This is a genomic window from Pseudomonas sp. 05N431 (genome assembly GCF_056397005.1).
In genome coordinates this window covers 579,691-599,108 of sequence record NZ_JBFTMN010000004.1, presented here as the reverse complement: position 1 = coordinate 599,108, position 19,418 = coordinate 579,691, and the positions used below count along the sequence as shown (strand labels likewise).

The 19,418-nt window shown below is 59.8% G+C and carries 16 protein-coding genes; 9 read left to right on the top strand and 7 right to left on the bottom strand.

The genetic code is table 11. The features are described from left to right. The first annotated feature begins 126 nt into the window (after window positions 1-126). The gene (locus tag AC1DIG_RS10370; protein WP_477767229.1) at window positions 127-756 is read left to right on the top strand and encodes a LysE family translocator; all 630 of its coding nucleotides are present in this window, start codon (window positions 127-129) and stop codon (window positions 754-756) included. Here AC1DIG_RS10370 and AC1DIG_RS10365 read toward each other — a convergent pair. The 7 genes from AC1DIG_RS10365 to AC1DIG_RS10335 form a co-directional block, all read right to left on the bottom strand. Continuing rightward, window positions 753-2,900, bottom strand: coding sequence for a hypothetical protein (locus tag AC1DIG_RS10365; protein ID WP_477767228.1), 2,148 nt, complete (start codon window positions 2,898-2,900; stop codon window positions 753-755). The genes AC1DIG_RS10370 and AC1DIG_RS10365 overlap by 4 nt on opposite strands. Next, window positions 2,887-4,086, bottom strand: a complete 1,200-nt coding sequence (locus AC1DIG_RS10360; protein ID WP_477767227.1) for a DUF3142 domain-containing protein — start codon at window positions 4,084-4,086, stop codon at window positions 2,887-2,889. The genes AC1DIG_RS10365 and AC1DIG_RS10360 overlap by 14 nt, the downstream gene beginning before the upstream one ends. A 73-nt stretch (window positions 4,087-4,159) precedes the next feature. After that, window positions 4,160-4,993: a class I SAM-dependent methyltransferase gene (locus AC1DIG_RS10355; RefSeq protein WP_477767226.1), complete on the bottom strand. Its 834-nt coding sequence runs from the start codon at window positions 4,991-4,993 to the stop codon at window positions 4,160-4,162. Then, window positions 4,987-6,141 carry an acyltransferase family protein gene (locus tag AC1DIG_RS10350; RefSeq protein ID WP_477767225.1) on the bottom strand — a complete coding sequence of 385 codons (1,155 nt, stop codon included), beginning with the start codon at window positions 6,139-6,141 and terminating at the stop codon, window positions 4,987-4,989. Before AC1DIG_RS10350 ends, AC1DIG_RS10355 begins: the two co-directional genes overlap by 7 nt. After that, window positions 6,138-7,025 carry a class I SAM-dependent methyltransferase gene (locus tag AC1DIG_RS10345; RefSeq protein WP_477767224.1) on the bottom strand — a complete coding sequence of 296 codons (888 nt, stop codon included), beginning with the start codon at window positions 7,023-7,025 and terminating at the stop codon, window positions 6,138-6,140. Before AC1DIG_RS10345 ends, AC1DIG_RS10350 begins: the two co-directional genes overlap by 4 nt. Then, entirely contained in the window at window positions 7,022-8,326 is a 1,305-nt protein-coding gene (locus tag AC1DIG_RS10340) for a glycosyltransferase (protein WP_477767223.1), read from the bottom strand. Before AC1DIG_RS10340 ends, AC1DIG_RS10345 begins: the two co-directional genes overlap by 4 nt. Next, the gene (locus AC1DIG_RS10335) at window positions 8,320-9,903 is read right to left on the bottom strand and encodes a glycosyltransferase (RefSeq protein WP_477767222.1); all 1,584 of its coding nucleotides are present in this window, start codon (window positions 9,901-9,903) and stop codon (window positions 8,320-8,322) included. The genes AC1DIG_RS10340 and AC1DIG_RS10335 overlap by 7 nt, the downstream gene beginning before the upstream one ends. A gap of 427 nt (window positions 9,904-10,330) precedes the next feature. Between AC1DIG_RS10335 and AC1DIG_RS10330 the strand changes: the two genes are divergently transcribed. From AC1DIG_RS10330 to AC1DIG_RS10295, 8 genes are read left to right on the top strand one after another with little or no spacing between them, the layout of a single operon-like run. Continuing rightward, window positions 10,331-11,245, top strand: a complete 915-nt coding sequence (locus AC1DIG_RS10330; RefSeq protein ID WP_477767221.1) for a GDP-mannose 4,6-dehydratase — start codon at window positions 10,331-10,333, stop codon at window positions 11,243-11,245. Beyond that, window positions 11,242-12,213: a GDP-mannose 4,6-dehydratase gene (gene gmd, locus AC1DIG_RS10325; RefSeq protein WP_477767220.1), complete on the top strand. Its 972-nt coding sequence runs from the start codon at window positions 11,242-11,244 to the stop codon at window positions 12,211-12,213. The genes AC1DIG_RS10330 and gmd overlap by 4 nt, the downstream gene beginning before the upstream one ends. Before the next feature lie 3 nt (window positions 12,214-12,216). After that, window positions 12,217-13,659: a mannose-1-phosphate guanylyltransferase/mannose-6-phosphate isomerase gene (locus tag AC1DIG_RS10320; protein WP_477767219.1), complete on the top strand. Its 1,443-nt coding sequence runs from the start codon at window positions 12,217-12,219 to the stop codon at window positions 13,657-13,659. Beyond that, on the top strand, window positions 13,660-14,457 hold the full coding sequence (locus tag AC1DIG_RS10315) for an ABC transporter permease (protein WP_477767218.1): 798 nt from the start codon (window positions 13,660-13,662) through the stop codon (window positions 14,455-14,457). Then, on the top strand, window positions 14,457-15,722 hold the full coding sequence (locus AC1DIG_RS10310; RefSeq protein WP_477767217.1) for an ABC transporter ATP-binding protein: 1,266 nt from the start codon (window positions 14,457-14,459) through the stop codon (window positions 15,720-15,722). The genes AC1DIG_RS10315 and AC1DIG_RS10310 overlap by 1 nt, the downstream gene beginning before the upstream one ends. After that, the gene (locus AC1DIG_RS10305; protein WP_477767216.1) at window positions 15,719-17,095 is read left to right on the top strand and encodes a glycosyltransferase family 4 protein; all 1,377 of its coding nucleotides are present in this window, start codon (window positions 15,719-15,721) and stop codon (window positions 17,093-17,095) included. The genes AC1DIG_RS10310 and AC1DIG_RS10305 overlap by 4 nt, the downstream gene beginning before the upstream one ends. Next, complete coding sequence (locus AC1DIG_RS10300; RefSeq protein WP_477767215.1) at window positions 17,079-18,209, top strand: glycosyltransferase family 4 protein; 1,131 nt, start codon at window positions 17,079-17,081, stop codon at window positions 18,207-18,209. The genes AC1DIG_RS10305 and AC1DIG_RS10300 overlap by 17 nt, the downstream gene beginning before the upstream one ends. Further along, window positions 18,210-19,340 carry a glycosyltransferase family 4 protein gene (locus AC1DIG_RS10295; protein ID WP_477767214.1) on the top strand — a complete coding sequence of 377 codons (1,131 nt, stop codon included), beginning with the start codon at window positions 18,210-18,212 and terminating at the stop codon, window positions 19,338-19,340. The last annotated feature ends 78 nt before the right edge of the window (window positions 19,341-19,418 follow it).

Here is a 19,418-nt window from a genome sequence, read left to right as displayed (position 1 = left end):
TGTTTTTATTAATTGATTGGCAGAAGCTGCCAAGTCTAGCTGTTTCCAGGCGCGACTACGCAACCACCTGCCCTGCCCTTCGGCCCTAGACTTTGATCACCGAATCGCTAACGAATGGGGTGCAACATGGCAGAGCTCTGGATGTTCTTTTTGGCCTTGGCAGTGGTTTACCTGTTGCCCGGCCCGGACATGATTCTGCTGCTGCAAACCGGAGCCAGGCAGGGCAAAGCCGCCGCGCTGGCCACCGCCATCGGTCTGGCAATTGCCCGTGGCTGCCACGTTGCACTTGCTGCGCTGGGCCTGGCGACGCTGTTCAAGGCTGCACCCTGGACCTTTGAAGTGGTGCGCCTGGCCGGCGCGGCCTACCTGCTATGGCTGGGGATTCAATGCTTGCGCTCAAACATGCTGCCGAACCTGAACGCCAACGGTACAGCCGCTGCGAAGCTGGCGTGGCGCGAGGCGATCCAGCGCGGCTTGCTGACCAACCTGCTCAACCCCAAGGCGCTGCTGTTCTGCTCGGTGCTGTTGCCGCAGTTTATCAACCCGCAGGCAGGGCCGGTGCTGACGCAGTTCGCGACCCTGGGCGTGTTGCTGGTGGTGGCCGGATTGCTGTTCGACAGCGGTTACGCACTGATTGGCGCCTGGCTCGGTCGCTGGCTGGAACGCAGCCCCTCGGCGCAGCGCGTGCAGCAATGGCTGTTTGGCAGCCTGCTGATCGGTTTTGCACTGCGCCTGACGTTCGTTCAGCAGGCTTAACGATTGGCCTTGCGCTTGTGGCGATTGATCAGCCACAGGGCCAATGCCGTGAACACCACCACAGAGCCCATCTGCAGCCACTTTTTATAGGGGCGCAAGGTTGAACGCACGGGCTCCAGCGCTTGGGTCACATAACGTTTATCGGCGTTCTGAAAATCGGGATAAGGGCATTGATGCCCGAAGTTGAACGCCCAATCCACATAAGGTCCTTCTTTGACGTAGCGCTGATAGAAGGCCTTTTCCTCCTCAAGGCTGGTGCCAAAACCCGCCGCTGTGCACAGTACCGCTGCGAACGCCTGGCTGCTGTGGGGCAACAGGTCCGCCGCTTTGCTAGCCAGGCCTGTAGCAACGTAACGGTAGTGGAAACGTTCGTCCGGTTTGGCTGCGCTGGCCTGCTGGCGTTGCACCTCACCTTCAGAGATCAGCGGCCCGACTTTTAACTCGGTACGCTCAAGGCTGTAGTTACCGTCAAAGGTGGCGTAATCCGGGGCCATTTCGTATCCCAGAAGCTCCATTCCATGGCCGCGAGCCATCAAGGCGGCGTGGAAATAATCCCTCGCTCGATGGCTCGGCCACCAACCCGACTCAGCGGCTTGACGCATGAGGCCATATGCTTTGGCCAACCCTTGCAACTCAGGATTATCAAAGTACGCCGGCGCTTCATCGTAGCGCTCCTCACGCAGCAACCGACGCCCGAGCAAGTCGCGCAGACGCGCAGCGATCGACAGCGGCACATAGCGGTCGCGTTCCTGCTGGGTCAACGGCGTTGGCGCTGGCACCTGACGGTCGACAAACTGTTTGAGTTCATCGACCGTCAGCACACGCTCCGCGACGACAGCAGCATCCTCCCAGTAGAGATCCTGGCTGCGATACAGCTGCTCAAAGGCTTGCAGGTAATCGCCACGTTCCAGCGCCAGCAGCGCACTTTCACCGTCGACCCGGCAGCCGGGTTTGAGGGTTTCGTAGTCACCGCTGGACGCCCTGCGATCGCCCCAGTTTTCATCCTGCGGGAAGGCTTTGGCTGCCTTGGCATAGGCGCTGGCAGCCGCCGCCTTGTCACCCTCACGCAACGCCATTTTGGCTCGCAGCCACCAGGCGAGGCCGCCGTCACCAGCGTGTTCGAGCAAGGTTTTGGTGGTGGCGTAATCACCGATCTGATAATTCAGTGCCGCCAGGCGGTCAGCGTTATCCAGGCTGCCAACGGTACTCTGGACCAGCGATTTGATCATTCTTTGTTCAGTGGGCGGTTGTTCACCGTACGACCAGCCGACATGGCTGATCAACGCCGCCGTGACCAATTGCTGCACCGCTTTGCCTTTGAGCACCTCGTTGAGCTGCGCCTCCGGCATCTCGCCCAGCTCATTCATCAGCAGCTTGAGCGAGCTGTAACCGACTTGCGAACCTTGCAGGCTCTGCGTCGCGTAAAGCTCGACGGCGGTGTTCCAGTCGCCGGCCAGACGTACCAGCCGCGCTTCTTCGCCGAGGCTGGCAATGCCCAATTCCTGAGGGTCGCTGAAGCCTTCGATACTCAATTGGCGGGTCTGCACAAACGCCTGTCGGGCCTGTTGCAGAGCCTCACGACGGCCAGTTTCATCGAGGTCATTGGCCTCCTGGCTGATGGCAAACAAGGCTCGACCCAACGAGTACGCAGCCCAAGTGCTGCGCAATGCACGCTGATCGGCCGGCAGCGCCAGCACTTTGCGGAAATACTCTGCCGCTACGGCATGTTCGCCCGCGTTGAAGGCTACCGCGCCTGCCGTGTACAGACTGAGTTCAGGCGGCAGGCTCGCGCCCTCGGCTTGCACCTGTTGTGCATCCTGAAGCGTTCGCAGTTGCGCCACCTGCGCACGCTGAGCGTCGCTCAAACCCATCTGCTCAGCGGTGTTTCGCGCTTGCACATAAATATCGTCACTAGCGCCGTAAACGTAGTCGACCGTCATTGTCTCGGCAGGCTTCAGACCGGCGATGGCTTTGCCCAGGCGATTCACTTCGAACCGGAAGCTGCCTTCCGGCAATTCACCCAGGGTCTGAGCCCGGTCGCCGAGCAAGCGCAGCGGAAAATCAGGCCCACAGGCCATCGCGGCGCCCAGCGGCAGGCAGAGACTTGCAGCGAGTAAATGACGCGGCCAGTTACGGATAGACATGTGAGCTTCCTTGATCAATTTTTGTGCAGCGCGCCCAACCCAGGGGGCGTTCGGCATCCGCCAGTAAACGGCCGTCTTGAAGGCGGGTAAAGCTGAGCTGTCCGGATGTTTGTTTCACGACATAACCGTTGACGGCGTCAACCGTATCGCAGTCAGTGACCGCCAGCGTCACGCGCTCGGGCAGACTACCGTCGAGGTTGCCGCGATTACTCACAGTAATGTCGTACAGGCCGTCATGGTTGGAAAGGTTCAGGTTGAGCTGACTCGCCAGCCGGTCACCCCGCGCCACTGCACGCAACGTCGCCAGGCTCCAGGCACGTCGGTCGCCCTTGAGTGGCAGACGGAACCAGATCAACCCGGCCAGATGGGGCGGTGGCTCGGCGCGCAATTGGCTGGCGAGTTTCGATAACTGTTGCGGATCAGCCAACAACTCACGGCGCTGCCCAACGCGTTCTAACGGCACTTCGCTTTCGACGATCGGCGCCCCGCCGTCCCCCGGCAGCAATGCAATACCGTAGGCCGGCAACGCCAGGTAGAAGGGTTTCGCAGTGACCCGGCTCCAGCGCCAGGCCCATTGTTCTGCCTGCGCCGGATCAAACAACCCGTGTTCGGGACTGCTCACCGCGTGCACCTGCAACACGCTGCTGTCGACCACCGCCAGCAACCCCGGCAGTTCCGGACTGTCGAGCCAGGCCGGCAGCGCGGTGATGCTCAGTTTCAACGCGGCCGGCAACACATTGCGCAACCCGGTGAGAAATTCACGGTAGGCCGACAGGCGCGCCGTACCGGCATCGTGGTCAATCTCGACGCCAGCCAGCGTCAGGCCCTGAGCCTGCCAATCGGCCACTACGCGCTGGATCTGCGCCGTGGCTTCGGTTTGATCCAGGGTCTTGAGTTGGCCGTCGAGTCGAATCACCGCAATCAGTGGGCGACCGTCATTTTTCAATAGCGCCGGGTTGATTTGCGCACGACGCCAGCCAGCCTGTGGATAAGTCTGCAGCGCCAATACCCGCAATGTCGAAAAGTCCCTGCGCGATTGAGCCAGAGCGTCGTCATGGGCGTCAGTCCATTGCCGCTGCCAGACGTAAAGTTGCTGATCGAGCGGCGGCGCGTCCTGCGGCTGGCAACCGTTGAGCAGCATAGCGATTAGCAATAGTGCGCAACGGACGAAAAAAGTCGCTGACATAAAGGCCTGTGGCTAAGTTAATCCCTTAACGCAAAAAGGGCCTCTCAGGGCCCTTGTTGCTCAGCAGGTTAGCCTACGCAGTCAACGGCTTACGGGCAATGATCACCTGACTTTTCGCCACAACTGCGTCCAGCGCCTGCTTGATTTGCGCCCCGCGCGGTGAGTCCAGTACGGCTTGCCAGGTCTCGGCCCAGTGATTGAGCAATGGATGATCGGCGTTGCTGAAATCGACCTTGGCTTCCCAGAACAACAGCATCCACATCGACCAGTAGAAGCCGTACTGGCTGTGGCTGATCAGTTCGAGACCGGCATCGCTGACCATCTGCTTGAACTGCTCTTCGCTGATGATCCGGATGTGGTTGGGCTTCTGGAAATACTCGGGGGCGGCGATGTCTTTTTGCAGGTCTTCGGAACTGGGGTGCGGGACGCTGAGCAAATACAGCGCGCCAGGCTTACCCACACGCACCAGTTCGGCGAGGAACTGTGCCGGATCGTCGACGTGTTCAATGACCTCGGTGGAGACCACCCGGGTGGCGGTTGCATCGGCAATCGGCAGCGGATTGCAGTCTGTGACGTGGCACTCGACGCTGGGTGCGATGGTGTCACTGAGACGCTGACGGGTCGCCTCGACCTTGGCCGCGTCGATATCGGCAATGATGATCTTCGCGCCGCGCGTGGCGCAGAAATGCACGTTACCCCCGTCACCGCAGCCGACGTCGAGCAGCGTGTCCTCGGCGGTCACCGGGAAACCGGTGAACAGCTCGCCGGTTTGCTGGTTGAACCAGCCGCTGAGGATCGCATCGTGCAAGCCCAGCATGTACGGATCGATTTTGGCCGCCGGTGCCTCTGGCTGCACGGGTGCGGGGACGGGCGCACCCGCCGTGAGTTTCTTCAAAAGGCTTAGCATGAGGTCACTCCAGAGGATGGGACGGCGGTTCGGGACGTGCCCAGGCGTTGCACCAGCGCGGCGCCGCGATTACGCATGGGGATTTCGATGCAGCGGTAATTGAGCTCACTCAACAAGACGATCACCCCGCCGGCCATCAGCAGGGTCAGGACTGGATGCCCGGCCGGATTGGGCAGATCAACCGCCTGCAAGCGGAAGATGAATTCGCGGACCAGCGAGTAGGCCGGGATATGAATCAGGTAAATACCGTAGGAGCGGCTGCCGATCCAGGTCATCAGACTCTTCAGCAGTCCCCGAGGCATCAAGTAATCACGGTCGTAGGACGCCACCCAGACCAGCACCGCACTGAGCACGGCAATCGCGCCGATTCGATAGTCGGTGAACGTGAAGCGATCGGTGGCCAGCACACTTAGCATCACCGCAACGGCAAGTAGCACTGATACTCCGGCCCAGGACCGACGCAAAAACCTTGGTTCCCAGCACACATACCCAGGTCGTGCACTCCACATGGCCAACAGCACGCCGAGGGCCAGTGCGTCGGTTCGCACCACCATCAGGATCGGTGTGCGCAACGTCAGCAACTGCACGGCGACCAATGCCAGCAAAGCCCAGACCAGATGCTTGCGACAGACCAGAATCAGCAGCGGAAACAACAGGTAGAACTGCTCCTCCAGCGACAGGCTCCAGTAAACGAAACTGGTGCCGTACTCGTAGCGGTAGAAGCTGTCGGCGAAGCGAAAATTGGCGTATTGCGCGATCCCCGCCAAGGTCGCCTGCATATTGGCGTGCAGTGTGCCGAAGGCCCCGGAGCGGTTGAGAAACACACAGGCCAGCAACATCAGCGCCAGCCACAGCCACGCCGACGGCAACAGTCGAAAGGCTCGGCGCAGCCAGAAGTTGCGCGTCTGCTGCCAGTATTCCTGACGCGTGCTGCAGCCTTGCAACGCTGGTATCAGGCTGCGAGCGATGACAAAACCCGAGATGGCGAAAAACAGATCGACGCCCCACCAGGGTTGGCCAAACGCCGTGATGGTTTGCAGCAGGGGCACCGTGTCGGTGAACAGACTGCCTTGCAGGTGATGAAACAACACCCCGAGCACCGCAATGCCGCGCAACAACTCGATGTCCATGATCCGTTTGCTGCTCATGCCGTCCTCCCAGGCGTTGCATCGGCAGCCACCGGTTTGCGGGCAATGATCACCTGGCTCTTGGGCATGAATTGATCGAGCATCTGCTTGATCGCCAGCCCGTTGGGTTGCGCCAGCAGGTCTTGCCAGGTTCGCGCCCAACTCTCCATCAGTGGCGGGTATGGCGCCTGAATCCGGTCGCGCACAGCCCCCCCGGGATCGCGTCCGCCCGCCCGTTCACTGGCCCAGAAGAAGATCATGCCCATGACCCAGAAAAAGCCTGTGGCCTGACGATGCTCGATCACCAGCCCAGCGTCTTCAATCAACGCGGCAAAGCGTTCCGGGGTAAAGATCTGTACGTGGTTGGGTGACTGGAAATAGCTGGCCGGTGCGATGCCCTGCTGCAAATGCTCACCCACTGGCGCCGGCACACTCAGCAGGTACAACGCCCCGGGACGTCCCATGCGCACCAGCTCGGCCATGAACGGCTCGGGCTGATCGATGTGTTCGAGCACTTCCATACACACGACTTTGCTCGCACAGCCATCGGCCAGGGGCAACGGCAGGCTGTTGCTGACCAGCCCCAGGCTCGGTTTGTCCGACTGGGCGTCCACTTGCCGGACCAGGTCACGCACCTTGTCGTGTTCGCTGTCGGTGAAAATCACCGAGGCACCCTGCCGCACCGCAAACAACGTCGCCACACCTTCACCGCAACCGACGTCCAGCAACGTGTCGTCCGCCGTGATGGCGAAACCCTTGAGCAACTCACCGCTGTCACCTAGAAACCAGCCGTCGAGCACGGCGTCGTGCAATCCCACATCCCTGGGCGATACCGGACTTACCGGGGCAGCCACAGGTGTGGGAGCAGGTGTCGGGCGCAACCACCTGAGCAGCCCGCGAATCATGCTTGAGCGGTTTCCGCGGCGAGCGCCTTGGTGCGTTGCAATAGCTGCGCGAAAAAGCTCTCCAGACGTTGCTCAGTACTGGCCTGGCTGCAGAATTTCTCCAGACTGTTCACGGCATGGGCGGACATTCGCGCATAACGCTCGTCATCCGCCTTCGCCACGTCGTAACTGGCCTGGTACGCCGCACACAGCGAATCCCAGTTGGTGATGTAACGCAGGGTTCGATAGGCCGCACGCGGATCGTGGGGCCAGGCCGTCAGCTCGTCCGTCGAGTCGACAATGAAGGTGTTGTCGCGGTCAATGTAGTCCGCCATTGCCGTGTTACAGGGGGCAACGGCTGGTTTTCCACAGGACATGAACTCCATCAGCGGCAAGCACTGACCTTCGCCAAACGAGCTGTTGACCACATAACTGGTGGCTTCGACCAGACGCTCATAATCGGCATCGGCAAGGAAGCCGTGAATCAGCACAATGCGGCAGCGGTACGACTGGTTCTTGTAGAGGTGATGCAACATGTCGTTCAGCGCATCGGCAATATCGTGGTGCGTCAGTTTCAGTACCAGTGTCGCATCGGGCGTATTGCGGAACGTGGTGCAAAACGCGCTGAGCATGTCCTGCCAGTTTTTGCGGCCATCGTAAGGGTTGAAGACCGAGGTATAGATCACACCATCGAGCAGCAGTTCGCAATCACGCACCGGCCCATCGAACACCACCGCCTCACCTTCGCGCAGCGCCTCGGGTCCGTAAGGCCGCAGGTCCAGTTCACGACTGTCGATCAACAGGCCCCGCAGGTTGAGTTTCACCTGTTCGGCCTGGGGCTTTTTACTCAAACCCCGGCCCCGCCCGGCAAAGCGGTCCCAGACCGGTGCCGGGATCGCGCTGATCGGGTAGTCCGGCCCCATCACGTCACGCACGGCGTTTACCGTGAAACTGGAATGGGTAATCGCCGCACCCGATACGCCCAGCACCAGACGCCAGTCATGCCGTGGCTCGCCCTGCCAGCTTTCGGTGGGGATGGTACTGAACTCCCAGGCGAACACCGGAATAGTCGGACAGGCGTAATGTATCGAGGTGCGATGGGGGGGCGAGAAGGACAGGAATACACAGTCCTCGCCACGGCTTTGGCAATCGAAATACAAACGGTCGACCAGTTCGTCGGGATTGCTGACCTCGACGACCTGCCCCAATCGCTCCAGCACCGGGCGGAATTCCTTGAGCACAAAGTAGTAGCTGTACTCGGGGCGGCCGAGGTTCTGCACGATGTTGCTCTTGTTGGTTTCCGAATGAATGATGATCAACATGATGCCGTACCCGCCACGGCGGCAGTCGATACCGGCGTAGGCTCAGTTACCTGGGCTAATTCGAAAAAACCCGTCAGGCGTTTTTGCACCGCCGCGAAACTGCAGTAATCGCGCATGCGTTCGCTCGCCGCCACGGACATCGCCTGATAGCTGGCCGGCTGCTCTTTGGCCATCCGGTAACTGTTTTGATAGGCGGTTTTCAGCGAGCCCCAGTCGGGTCGATGGCGCAAGGTGCGAAACAGGATGCGCGTGTCCTGCGGCCAGACGGCCGGTTCCTGACTGGACTCGACGATGAAGGCCACGCGGTCGTCGATGTAATCCTGCATTGCGGTATGCGCCGGTGCGATCACCGGTTTTGCGCACGCCATGAACTCCATCAGTGGCAGGCACAGCCCTTCGCAGCGCGAGGCATTGACGTAGAAACTGGCGGCTCCATACAACCGGGCAAACTGCTGGTCATCCAGATAGCCATGCATGACGACCACGCGACATGCAAAGGGCGACAGTTGCGACAGCAGGGTCAGCATTTCGACGTAGTAGGCAGACAGGTCACTCTGGGTCATTTTCAGCACCAGCGTGGCGTCTTCGACGTCACGCATGGCCCAGCAGAACGCGGTAATCAGTTGGTGCCAGTTCTTGCGCCCGTCATCCGGGTTGAAAACGCTGACGTAAATCACCCCATCGACCCGGGTTTCGACCAACGCTGTGGTATCGGGAAAGCTGGCTTGTGGATGTGGATCTTCAGCGGGCGGCATTTCGGGCAGTACTTCGACTGCCGCGTCCACCACAGGCTCTGCCATCACCGGACGCTCGGGTCGCAGACTGGCGATCAGCGTACGCAGGCGTTCGGGTAGCAGATCGCGAAAGGCTTCACGATAGGTCTGCCGCAGGTAATGCTTGACGATGAACATACGCCGACGCCAGGTCAGAGGGGGCGCCTCGTTAACTATTTCGGGTTCTGCTGGCGCTGGCGGCTGCGCCGATTCAGGTTCTGGCTCAGTGACGATCGGTGCAATCAGCCCGTCAGCCGAAAGGCCCAAAACGCGACTGTCGATGATGCAACCCCTGGTCTGCAACGTCGTACCCGGGTTGATCGGAACATTCGTGAACTGGTTGCGAACCTCGGCGAAGGTTTCCCATAGCGGAGTCGGCAGAACCAGTACCGGGAAGTCCTCGCCCAACGCTCTACGTACCGCCTGCGCGGTATGACTGGACAAGGTAATCACCCGCCCATGACGTGCCAGTGTGCGACTCCAGTCCTGCTGCGGGTCGTTATCCCATTGCTCATTCGGGATCGAATCGAATTCCCAGGCAACCACGCAGACTGTCGGGCATTGCAGGTTGGCCGGGGTTTTGTGGGGGGGCGTAAACGACAGGAACAGGCATTCTTCGCCATTGAGCTGAAGCTGCCGATACAGCGGATCGATCTCGGTGGTCGCTTCAACCACGTGGACCTGCCCAAGACGTTCAAGGACCGGGCGATAGGCCTTGAGGACGAAGTAGTAACTGTATTCGGGACGGCCGAGGCTCTGGCTGATCGAGCGGTCGTTCACGTCTGAGTAAAGAATGAAATTCATGGCATCCCACGATGAAACCGCCGTCCCGGCAGCCTCATTCTTATGACGGTAGCGCCACAGGTCGAGCCGGAATACCGGTGCCCGCCCATCGTCTGCATGCCCGCCTGCGTTCTTGTTTTAGTGGTCAGCTTCGCCTGGTCGGATTACCGCCATGCTGATCGCTGGGCAATCGTGATGAGGGGCATTCTAAACACATCCGTTGGGGATTCGTGAACCGTCCGGCGAGAATAAATCGGGCTACGAAAACGAGAACTGACCGGTCACGGTGGGACCTGTTGAAATTGCTGCGCAATTGGCACAGATTGGCTACCAAACAACTACAACAACAACTTCGCAGACCTGAAATGTCCGAGAAAGCAGGTGGTGCTTTCCGGTTTACCCAGCAAAGACTGGGGTTGTCGAAGTTTGCTCATTGAGGGGGCCCTGTTTGAAAAAGCGTCTGTTCGTTACGGGTCTCAGCGGATTCGTAGGACGTCACATCCAATCCCGTCTAAACACAGACGACTCGGGGTGGGAATTGTCGCCCGTCCCATCCCGTTATGATCTTTGCGAACCCAAGAGTCTCGATGGCCTGTGGCCGCAACTGCCTGATGCCGTGATTCACCTGGCCGGGCAAACCTTTGTCCCCGAAGCCTTTCGTGACCCGGCGAAGACTTTTCAGGTCAACCTGCTGGGTACCCTGAACCTGCTGCAAGCCCTCAAGGCCCGAGGCTTCAAGGGCACCTTTCTGTATGTCAGCTCCGGCGATGTCTACGGACAGGTCAGCGAAAGCGCCTTGCCAATCGACGAGCACCAGCCGCCCTGCCCGCGCAACCCCTATGCCGTGAGCAAGCTTTCGGCGGAAATGCTGTGCCTGCAATGGGGCATGACCGAAGGCTGGCCGGTACTGGTCGCACGCCCCTTTAACCACATCGGTGCCGGACAGTTGGACAGCTTTGTCATCGCCAGCGCCGCCCGGCAAATTTGCCGGATCAAGCACGGCCTGCAAACGCCTGAACTGGAGGTGGGTGACATTGATGTGACGCGCGATTTTCTCGATGTCAGCGATGTCGTCTCCGCCTACCTGGCATTGCTTGAACGCGGTGCGCCCGGGCAGGTCTACAACATCTGCTCCGGTGTCGAGCAGAGCGTCCGCGCCCTGATCGAGCAACTGGCGGATCTGGCCCAGGTCGATATGCAACTGATTCAAGACCCTGCGCGCCTTCGCCGCGCAGAACAGCGTCGCGTCTGTGGCAGCCATGCCAAGCTGCACCAGACCACAGGATGGGCGCCTGAACTTACAACACAACAATCCCTGCGGGCGATCCTGTCCGACTGGGAGTCACGGGTACGACAAGAATGACAAAAAGTGCATTGATCACAGGGATCACCGGACAAGACGGCGCCTACCTCGCCAAACTGCTGCTCGACAAGGGCTATAAAGTCCACGGTCTGGTGGCGCGGCGCAGCAGCGACTCGCGCTGGCGTCTGCGCGAAATGGGCGTCGAGGGTGACATCGTCTATCTGGACGGCGACATGGCAGACGCCTGTTCGGTGCAGCGCGCGGTGATCAAGTCGGCACCCGACGAAGTCTATAACCTGGCAGCGCAAAGCTTTGTCGCCGCGTCCTGGGACCAGCCTGTGACTACCGGGATCGTCGACGGGCTGGGCGTGACCCACCTGCTTGAAGCGATCCGTCAGTTCAGCCCGCACACCCGTTTCTACCAGGCTTCGACCAGTGAAATGTTTGGCCTGATCCAGGCCGAGCGGCAGGACGAAAACACTCCGTTCTATCCGCGCAGCCCTTACGGCGTGGCCAAGCTCTACGGCCACTGGATCACCGTGAACTACCGCGAAAGCTTCAACCTGCATGCCAGCAGCGGCATCTTGTTCAACCACGAATCACCGCTGCGCGGAATCGAGTTCGTGACCCGCAAAGTCACCGATGCCGCGGCACGTATCAAACAGGGTAAACAACAGGAATTGCGCCTGGGCAACATCGACGCCAAACGCGACTGGGGCTTCGCCGGCGACTACGTCGAAGCCATGTGGCTGATGCTGCAACAGGACAAGGCCGATGACTTCGTGGTCGCCACGGGCGTGACGACCACGGTGCGCGAGATGTGCCAGATCGCCTTCGAACACGTCGGCCTCGATTACCGTGATTTCGTGAAGATCGATCCAGCGTTTTTCCGCCCAGCCGAAGTCGACGTGCTGCTGGGTAATCCGGCCAAGGCGAAACGGTTGTTGGGCTGGGAGCCAAAAACAGATTTGCAGACCCTGATCCGCATGATGATGGATGCGGACATGAAGCGCGTCGCCAAGGAGTAGGCCATGCTGATTCCCGTGATTCTTTCCGGTGGTGCCGGGACAAGGCTGTGGCCGGTTTCGCGTGAAGGTCATCCCAAGCCGTTCATGACCTTACCCGATGGCCAGACACTGTTGGGCAAGACCTATCAGCGCGCGGCCGGACTCCTCGGCGCACACGGCGATATCGTCACGGTGACCAACCGTGACTACTACTTTCAAAGCAAGGATCACTATCAGGACGCCCATCTGGGTCATCACCGCGGCCACTTCGTGCTGGAACCGGTAGGCCGCAATACCGCGCCGGCCATCGCCGCCGCCGCCCTGTCGCTGCAGACGTTGCACGGCAACGAAGCGATTCTGGTGGTGATGCCGGCTGACCATCTGATCCAGAACGAAGACGCCTTCAAGACCGCCGTCAAACACGCCGTGAAACTGGCCGAGGCCGGGCATCTGGTGACCTTTGGCGTGATCCCGACGGCGCCGGAGACCGGTTTTGGTTACATCGAACGGGGTGAGCCCCTGGACGAGCAAGGCGCGGCCAGGGTCGCACGCTTCGTCGAAAAACCCGACCTGAAAACCGCTACGCATTACCTGGAAAGCGGCAACTTCCTGTGGAACTCGGGCATGTTCTGCTTCTCGGTCGGAACCTTGCTGGCGGAGTTGCAGCGCCACGCCCCGCAACTGCTGGAACAAGCCGACGCGTGCCTGGCGGCCAGTGCCACGGTCGAGACCGGTGGTTGCCTGCAACAGGAATTGTCAGCGACACATTTCGCCGAGATGACCGATATCTCTATCGACTATGCCTTGATGGAGCGCTCTGACAAGGTGGTGGTAGTGCCCGCCGGTTTCGACTGGAGCGACATCGGTTCATGGGGGGCTGTCAGCGCCCTGGTTGCGGCCGACGCGCAGAACAACCGCGCCAGCGGCGATGCGTTGTTCATTGATAGCCACAACAACTTCGTCCAAAGCGATGGCCGCATGGTCGCGACCGTGGGCGTGGATAACCTGATCGTCATCGACACCGCCGACGCCGTGCTCGTAGCTCACGCCGACCGTGCACAAGACGTGCGCAAGGTGGTCAAGCAGCTCAAAGAGAAAGAGCACGAAAGCTATCGCCTGCACCGCACCGTCAGCCGGCCATGGGGCACTTACACCGTGCTGGAGGAAGGCCCGCGCTTCAAGATCAAACGCATCGTGGTCAAACCGGGCGCCAAGCTGTCGCTGCAAATGCATCACCACCGCAACGAACACTGGGTGGTGGTCGAAGGCATGGCCAAGGTCACCAACAACGGTTCGGGGTCGCATCTGGTGGCCAAAAACGAGTCCACCTTCATTGCCGCCGGGCACAAGCATCGTCTGGAAAACCCGGGGGTGATCGATCTGGTGATCATTGAAGTTCAAAGCGGTGAGTATCTGGGAGAGGACGATATCGTCCGCTTCGAAGATCAGTACGGCAGGACGGTCTGAATGTTGCTCAACTTGTATCGCTCGCTGTGGAGCTACCGGGGTTTCATCCTCGGTAGCGTCAAGCGAGAGTTCCAGTCGCGTTATCGCAATTCGCTGTTCGGTGCACTCTGGACCGTACTCAACCCGCTGTCGATGATCGTCGTCTACACGGTCATTTTTTCCCAGATCATGCGCGCCCGGCTGCCCGGCGTGGAAGACGGGCTGGCCTACAGCGTGTACCTCTGCGCCGGTCTGCTGACCTGGGGGCTGTTCTCCGAGATCACCCTGCGCAGCCAGAGCATGTTCCTGGAAAACGCCAATCTGCTGAAGAAAATCAGCTTCCCGCGGGTCTGCCTGCCGGTGATCGTACTGCTTAACGCGGGGATCAACTTCGCGATCATCCTTGCCTTGTTCCTGGGCTTTTTGCTGATCTCCGGGCGCTTGCCCGGCATGGCGTTGCTGGCACTGGTGCCGCTGCTGATGCTCCAGGTGATCTTCTGCGCCGGGCTGGGGATGATTCTCGGGGTGCTGAACGTGTTCTTCCGCGATGTCGGACAGTTCTTCGGGATTTGCCTGCAGTTCTGGTTCTGGCTGACACCGATCGTCTACCCGATGTCGATCCTTCCCGAGCCCGTTCAACGGCTGCTGGGGCTCAACCCCATGACCGCCTTGATGCATAGCTATCAGAATCTGTTTCTCTACAACCAATGGCCAGCCTGGAGCTCGCTGACTCCGCTGTTGGTGATTGGTGTGCTGTTCTGCGCGATGGGGCTGCGGCTTTTCCGCCAGCGTGTCGGTGAAATGGTGGACGAGCTCTGATGGGACATATACGCGTCAGTGGCCTGGGCAAGGCCTATAAACAGTATCCAAACCGCTGGAGCCGGCTGTTCGAATGGCTGGTGCCGTTTTCCCGCCCCCGTCATCACTCGCACTGGGTCCTGCAAGGTGTCGATTTTGAAATCCAGCCGGGTGAAGCGGTCGGCATTGTCGGGGTCAACGGCGCCGGCAAAAGTACGTTGCTGAAGATGATCACCGGCACCACCCAGCCCACCTGCGGGCAGATCCATCTGCACGGGCGCGTCGCCGCGTTGCTTGAGTTGGGCATGGGCTTTCACCCCGATTTTACCGGGCGCCAGAACGCTTTCATGGCCGGTCAGTTGTTGGGGATGCAGGTTGAAGAAATCGAAGCACTGATGCCGGAAATCGAAGGGTTTGCCGAAATTGGCGAAGCCATCGACCACCCGGTGCGCACCTACTCCAGTGGCATGCAGATGCGGCTGGCGTTCAGTGTCGCTACGGCGCGGCGGCCGGACATCCTGATCGTCGACGAAGCGCTGTCAGTCGGTGACGCTTACTTCCAGCACAAGAGTTTCGAACGCATCCGCAGCTTCCGTCGGGCCGGGACTACTTTGCTGATCGTGTCTCACGACCGCTCGGCGATTCAGTCGATCTGCGACACCGCGATCCTCCTGGAAAAGGGCCGCATGGCCATGCACGGCAAGCCGGAGGAGGTGATGGACTACTACAACGCCATGCTCGCCGAACGCGAAGGCCAGATCGTGCGTCAGGAAATGCTCGCCAATGGCCAGGTGCAAACCATCTCCGGCACCGGCGAAGCAACCATCCATAGCGTGCGCCTGCTGGATCAGCGCCAGCGCTCGGTAGAAGTGGCCGAAGTCGGCCAGCCGATGGTGCTGGAGGTGCAGGTTGACGTCCGCCAGGACATCGAACGACTGGTGCTGGGTTTCCTGATCAAGGATCGTCTGGGCCAGGCGATGTATGGCATCAACACTCATCGGCTCGAACAGGCGTTGACCGACCTGAGCGCCGGCGAACGGGTGACCTACCGCTTTGCCTTTCCCATGCGTCTGGGCAAAGGCAACTATTCCGTCGCCCTGAGCCTGTCGCGCCTGGACTCGCACCTGGACCGCAACTTCGAATGGCGCGATTACGGCCTGGTGTTCCATGTCATCAACAACCGTCAGGAAGACTTCGTCGGCTGTTCCTGGCTTGAGGCGCAAACCAGCATTACTCGCTCATCAGCCCCCCCTGTAGAACCCATCACTGCGGAGACAGCACCATGACGCGGTTACTGGTCGAGTGCACCTATGTATTCGAGCACCCCCAGGCCAACTCCGGAATTCAGCGCGTAGTGCGCAATGTCATCCGCGAGTTACCGAAAAAAGACCCGTCGGTAGAATGCATTCCGGTGGTGATGCTCAACGGCGCACTGTATCGAGTGACAAGCCTCGCTCCCCTGCCGACACCGAAGCTGGACCTGATGAGCCTGCGCGTACGACTGGAGCAAGTCGCCAACAACTTCTGGTTGCGCCAGCGAACCCTTGAACGCCGCCGGCCGTTCCGCCAATCGCTGTTTGCCCGTCGCATGCTGTACATCGGTTGCCGACTCTTTGCCTTCGCCTGCTTGAGCATTCCCTTGCGAATTCTCGATCGCTGTCTGAAGAACCAGGAAATCCCGACCCGTTGCACGCCGCTGCAACACCAACCGGGTGATCAACTGGTGCTGCTGGATTCTTCCTGGCATGCGGATTTTTTCCCCTTGGCCGAACAGCTCAAACGTGACGGCGTGGGTATCGTTTCGGTGATCTACGACCTGATTCCGCTGACCCATCCGCAGTATTGCGACGCCGGACTCGTCAAGGTGTTCAATGACTGGTTCGACTGGATCGCCCGCACCGCTGATGGCTACGTCGCCATTTCCACGACCATCCGCGACCAGGTCCGCGATGAAATGCTGCGCCGGGTCGGAGCCGAGCGCGTCAGACAACGCTGGTTCGATTATTTCCACCTGGGCAGTGAACTGGACTTGTGCGATGACGCATCGAAGGTAGACGCAGACCTTCTGCAGATGTTCAAGAGCAAGGACCCGGTGTTCCTGATGGTCAGCACCATCGAGCCACGCAAGAACCACGACTATCTGCTCGATGCGTTCGAACTGGCCTGGGCCAAAGGCTCCCGAGCGCGTCTGTGCATTGCCGGGCGCATTGGCTGGAAGTGTGAGGCGCTGATTGAGCGGATTCGTAAACACCCGCAGCTCAATGCGCGTTTGTTCATGTTCAACACCCTCTCCGACAAGAGCCTGGAGTACGCGTACAACAACGCCACATCGCTGGTATTCCCCTCGTACGTCGAAGGTTTCGGCCTGCCACTGGTTGAAGCAATGCAGCGCGGCCTGCCGGCGATGGGCAGCGACATTCCGGTGTTCCGCGAGATTGGCGGTGAGTTCATGGCCTATTTCGATCTCGCGGCCCCGCAAAGCCTGGTCGATCTGGTCACCCACATGGAAAACACCGGGACCTTCCCGGCCGCGCGCAAGGTGAGCGAATGGCGCTGGCTTGGCTGGCGCGAGGCCAGTGCGCAATTGGTCGAGCGAGTCTTGCGCAACCTGAAGAAGACCCCGGTAGCCGTTGAGAGGCAGCATGCAGATTGCCCTTAACGCACGAATTCTGCAGGCACCCCGAACCGGAATCGGCCACTATCTGGCCGAACTGGTCAACGCCCTGACCCATGAGCCGGACCTGGAACTGTCATTGTTCCACGGCTGGGGCTGGAGTTCGTCGCTACCGGCAGCAGCAATGCCCGGCTACTCACGACTGACTCCATTGCTGCGGCAGATCCCCGGCGCCTATCAGGCGCGACGCTGGCTAGAGCAACGGCGCTTCGACCGAGGACGCTCGACGGCCATCGACCTCTACCACGAACCGAGTCTGTGGCCCTTGGTATTCAAAGGCCCGACCATCATCACCCTGCACGACCTGACCCATTTGCATTACCCGTCTACCCAACCGGCAGCGCGGTTACGGGAGATTGAACGTCGACTGAGCCAAGGCGTGCGACAGGCACGCCTGATCCTGACCGACTCACAGTTTATCGCCGACGAAGCCCAGCGCTATTTCGGCCTCGGACCCGAGCGTTTCGTGGTTGCCCCACTGGGGGCTGCAGCGCGTTTTCATCCACGTTCGAACGAATCCTTGCAGCAGTCGTTGCAACCTCACGGCGTGCAGCCACAGGGGTACTTTCTGTGCGTCGGTACTCTTGAGCCGCGCAAGAACCTGTCGCTGGCATTGCGTGCTCACGCGCAACTGTCGCCGGCACAGCGCCAGTGTTTTCCGTTGCTGGTAATTGGCATGGCCGGGTGGAAGGGTGACCAACTCGATGATGAACTGCACAAGGCCCTGGCAACTGGTCATATCCGCCTGTTGGGGTACCTGCCTGATGAGCAGGTCGCACAATTGGTAGCTGGCGCCCGGGCACTGGTTTTCCCCTCTGTTTATGAAGGTTTTGGCCTGCCGGTTCTAGAGGCCATGGCCAGCGGCACACCCGTGATATTGACCCGACGCTCGGCCATGCCCGAAGTTGCGGGCACCGCGGGCAATTATATTGAACCTGATGATGTACACGGTTTGTGTGAAGCCATGCGTCGTTTGGCCGACGATGAAACACATCGACAGGTATGCCAAGAAGCGGGATTGCAACGGGCGAAGCTTTTCTCCTGGGAACGCTGCGCGAATCTGACAGTTCGTGCCTACCGCCAGGCTTTGGGAGGTTGAATGCGTGTTCTTCATTTTTACAAAACGTATTTGTCAGAAACCGTCGGAGGTATCGAACATGTCATGTTTGAGCTATGCGAAAGCGGCGCAGCACATGGCATTCAGAGCAAGGTTCTGACGTTAAGCTCCAACCCGACACCTGCTGTCATCCCGTTTTATCAGCACGAGGTCCATCGCGCCAAACTCGATGTGCAATTCGCATCTACCGGTTTTTCCTACAGCGTCTTCAAGCAGTTTCGGGAACTGGCCGCAGAAGCCGACGTGGTCAACTATCACTTTCCCTGGCCGTTCATGGATGTGGTGCATTTCCTCAGCGGCATGAACAAACCCTGCGTAGTGACGTACCACTCGGACATCATCCGGCAAAAGCATCTGCTCAAACTCTACCGGCCGTTGATGATGCGCTTTCTTGCCAGCGCTGACCGGATTGTCGCGGCGTCACCAAACTACCTGCATACCAGTGACGTCCTGAAAAACTTCTCGGACAAAACCCGGGTCATTCCCTACGGCCTGAATAAATACTCTTATCCAAAACCTGACACCGAACGTATGGCCCATTGGCGCGAACGCCTGGGTGAGCGATTTTTCCTGTTTGTGGGTGTCATGCGCTATTACAAAGGCCTGCACATCCTGCTTGAGGCGCTCAAAGACGTCGATTACCCGGTGGTGATTGTCGGTGCCGGACCACTGGAGAATGAGCTGCATGCCCAGGCCGCAACGCTGGGGCTGCGCAATTTGCATTTCCTCGGGCGCCTGGACGACGAAGACAAAGTCGCGCTGCTGCAACTGAGCTACGCGATTGTGTTTCCGTCACACCTGCGCTCCGAAGCGTTTGGCATCTCGCTGCTCGAAGGGGCGATGTACGGCAAACCAATGATCTCCAGCGAAATCGGCACCGGCACCAGTTACATCAATATTCACGGAGAAACCGGGCTGGTGGTGCCTCCGAGTCATCCACAGGCGTTTCGCGAAGCCATGCGCACGCTGTGGGAAAACCCTGTCCGTGCGGCGGAAATGGGCGTGAAGGCTGAAGCGCGTTACCGGCAGCTGTTTACCGCTGACGAAATGGGGCGCAAATGGACCGAGCTGTATCAGGAGCTGCTGGAAGAGAAATCGCTGTCTTATGCGTAGCTGCCTTTGGTGGGAGCGGGCTTGCTCGCGAAAGCGGTGAGTCAGTCGACATCAATGTTGAATGATCAATCGCTTTCG

Bases quoted from the DNA above. Each gene is read 5' to 3' on its own strand.
- AC1DIG_RS10340 (WP_477767223.1), bottom strand. From the start codon at position 8,326: ATGTTGATCATCATTCATTCGGAAACCAACAAGAGCAACATCGTGCAG.
- AC1DIG_RS10305 (WP_477767216.1), top strand. From the start codon at position 15,719: ATGACGCGGTTACTGGTCGAGTGCACCTATGTATTCGAGCACCCCCAG.
- AC1DIG_RS10310 (WP_477767217.1), top strand. From the start codon at position 14,457: ATGGGACATATACGCGTCAGTGGCCTGGGCAAGGCCTATAAACAGTAT.
- AC1DIG_RS10355 (WP_477767226.1), bottom strand. From the start codon at position 4,993: ATGCTAAGCCTTTTGAAGAAACTCACGGCGGGTGCGCCCGTCCCCGCA.
- AC1DIG_RS10345 (WP_477767224.1), bottom strand. From the start codon at position 7,025: ATGATTCGCGGGCTGCTCAGGTGGTTGCGCCCGACACCTGCTCCCACA.
- AC1DIG_RS10335 (WP_477767222.1), bottom strand. From the start codon at position 9,903: ATGAATTTCATTCTTTACTCAGACGTGAACGACCGCTCGATCAGCCAG.
- AC1DIG_RS10300 (WP_477767215.1), top strand. From the start codon at position 17,079: ATGCAGATTGCCCTTAACGCACGAATTCTGCAGGCACCCCGAACCGGA.
- AC1DIG_RS10360 (WP_477767227.1), bottom strand. From the start codon at position 4,086: ATGTCAGCGACTTTTTTCGTCCGTTGCGCACTATTGCTAATCGCTATG.
- AC1DIG_RS10350 (WP_477767225.1), bottom strand. From the start codon at position 6,141: ATGAGCAGCAAACGGATCATGGACATCGAGTTGTTGCGCGGCATTGCG.
- AC1DIG_RS10370 (WP_477767229.1), top strand. From the start codon at position 127: ATGGCAGAGCTCTGGATGTTCTTTTTGGCCTTGGCAGTGGTTTACCTG.
- AC1DIG_RS10365 (WP_477767228.1), bottom strand. From the start codon at position 2,900: ATGTCTATCCGTAACTGGCCGCGTCATTTACTCGCTGCAAGTCTCTGC.
- AC1DIG_RS10315 (WP_477767218.1), top strand. From the start codon at position 13,660: ATGTTGCTCAACTTGTATCGCTCGCTGTGGAGCTACCGGGGTTTCATC.
- AC1DIG_RS10320 (WP_477767219.1), top strand. From the start codon at position 12,217: ATGCTGATTCCCGTGATTCTTTCCGGTGGTGCCGGGACAAGGCTGTGG.
- gmd (WP_477767220.1), top strand. From the start codon at position 11,242: ATGACAAAAAGTGCATTGATCACAGGGATCACCGGACAAGACGGCGCC.
- AC1DIG_RS10295 (WP_477767214.1), top strand. From the start codon at position 18,210: ATGCGTGTTCTTCATTTTTACAAAACGTATTTGTCAGAAACCGTCGGA.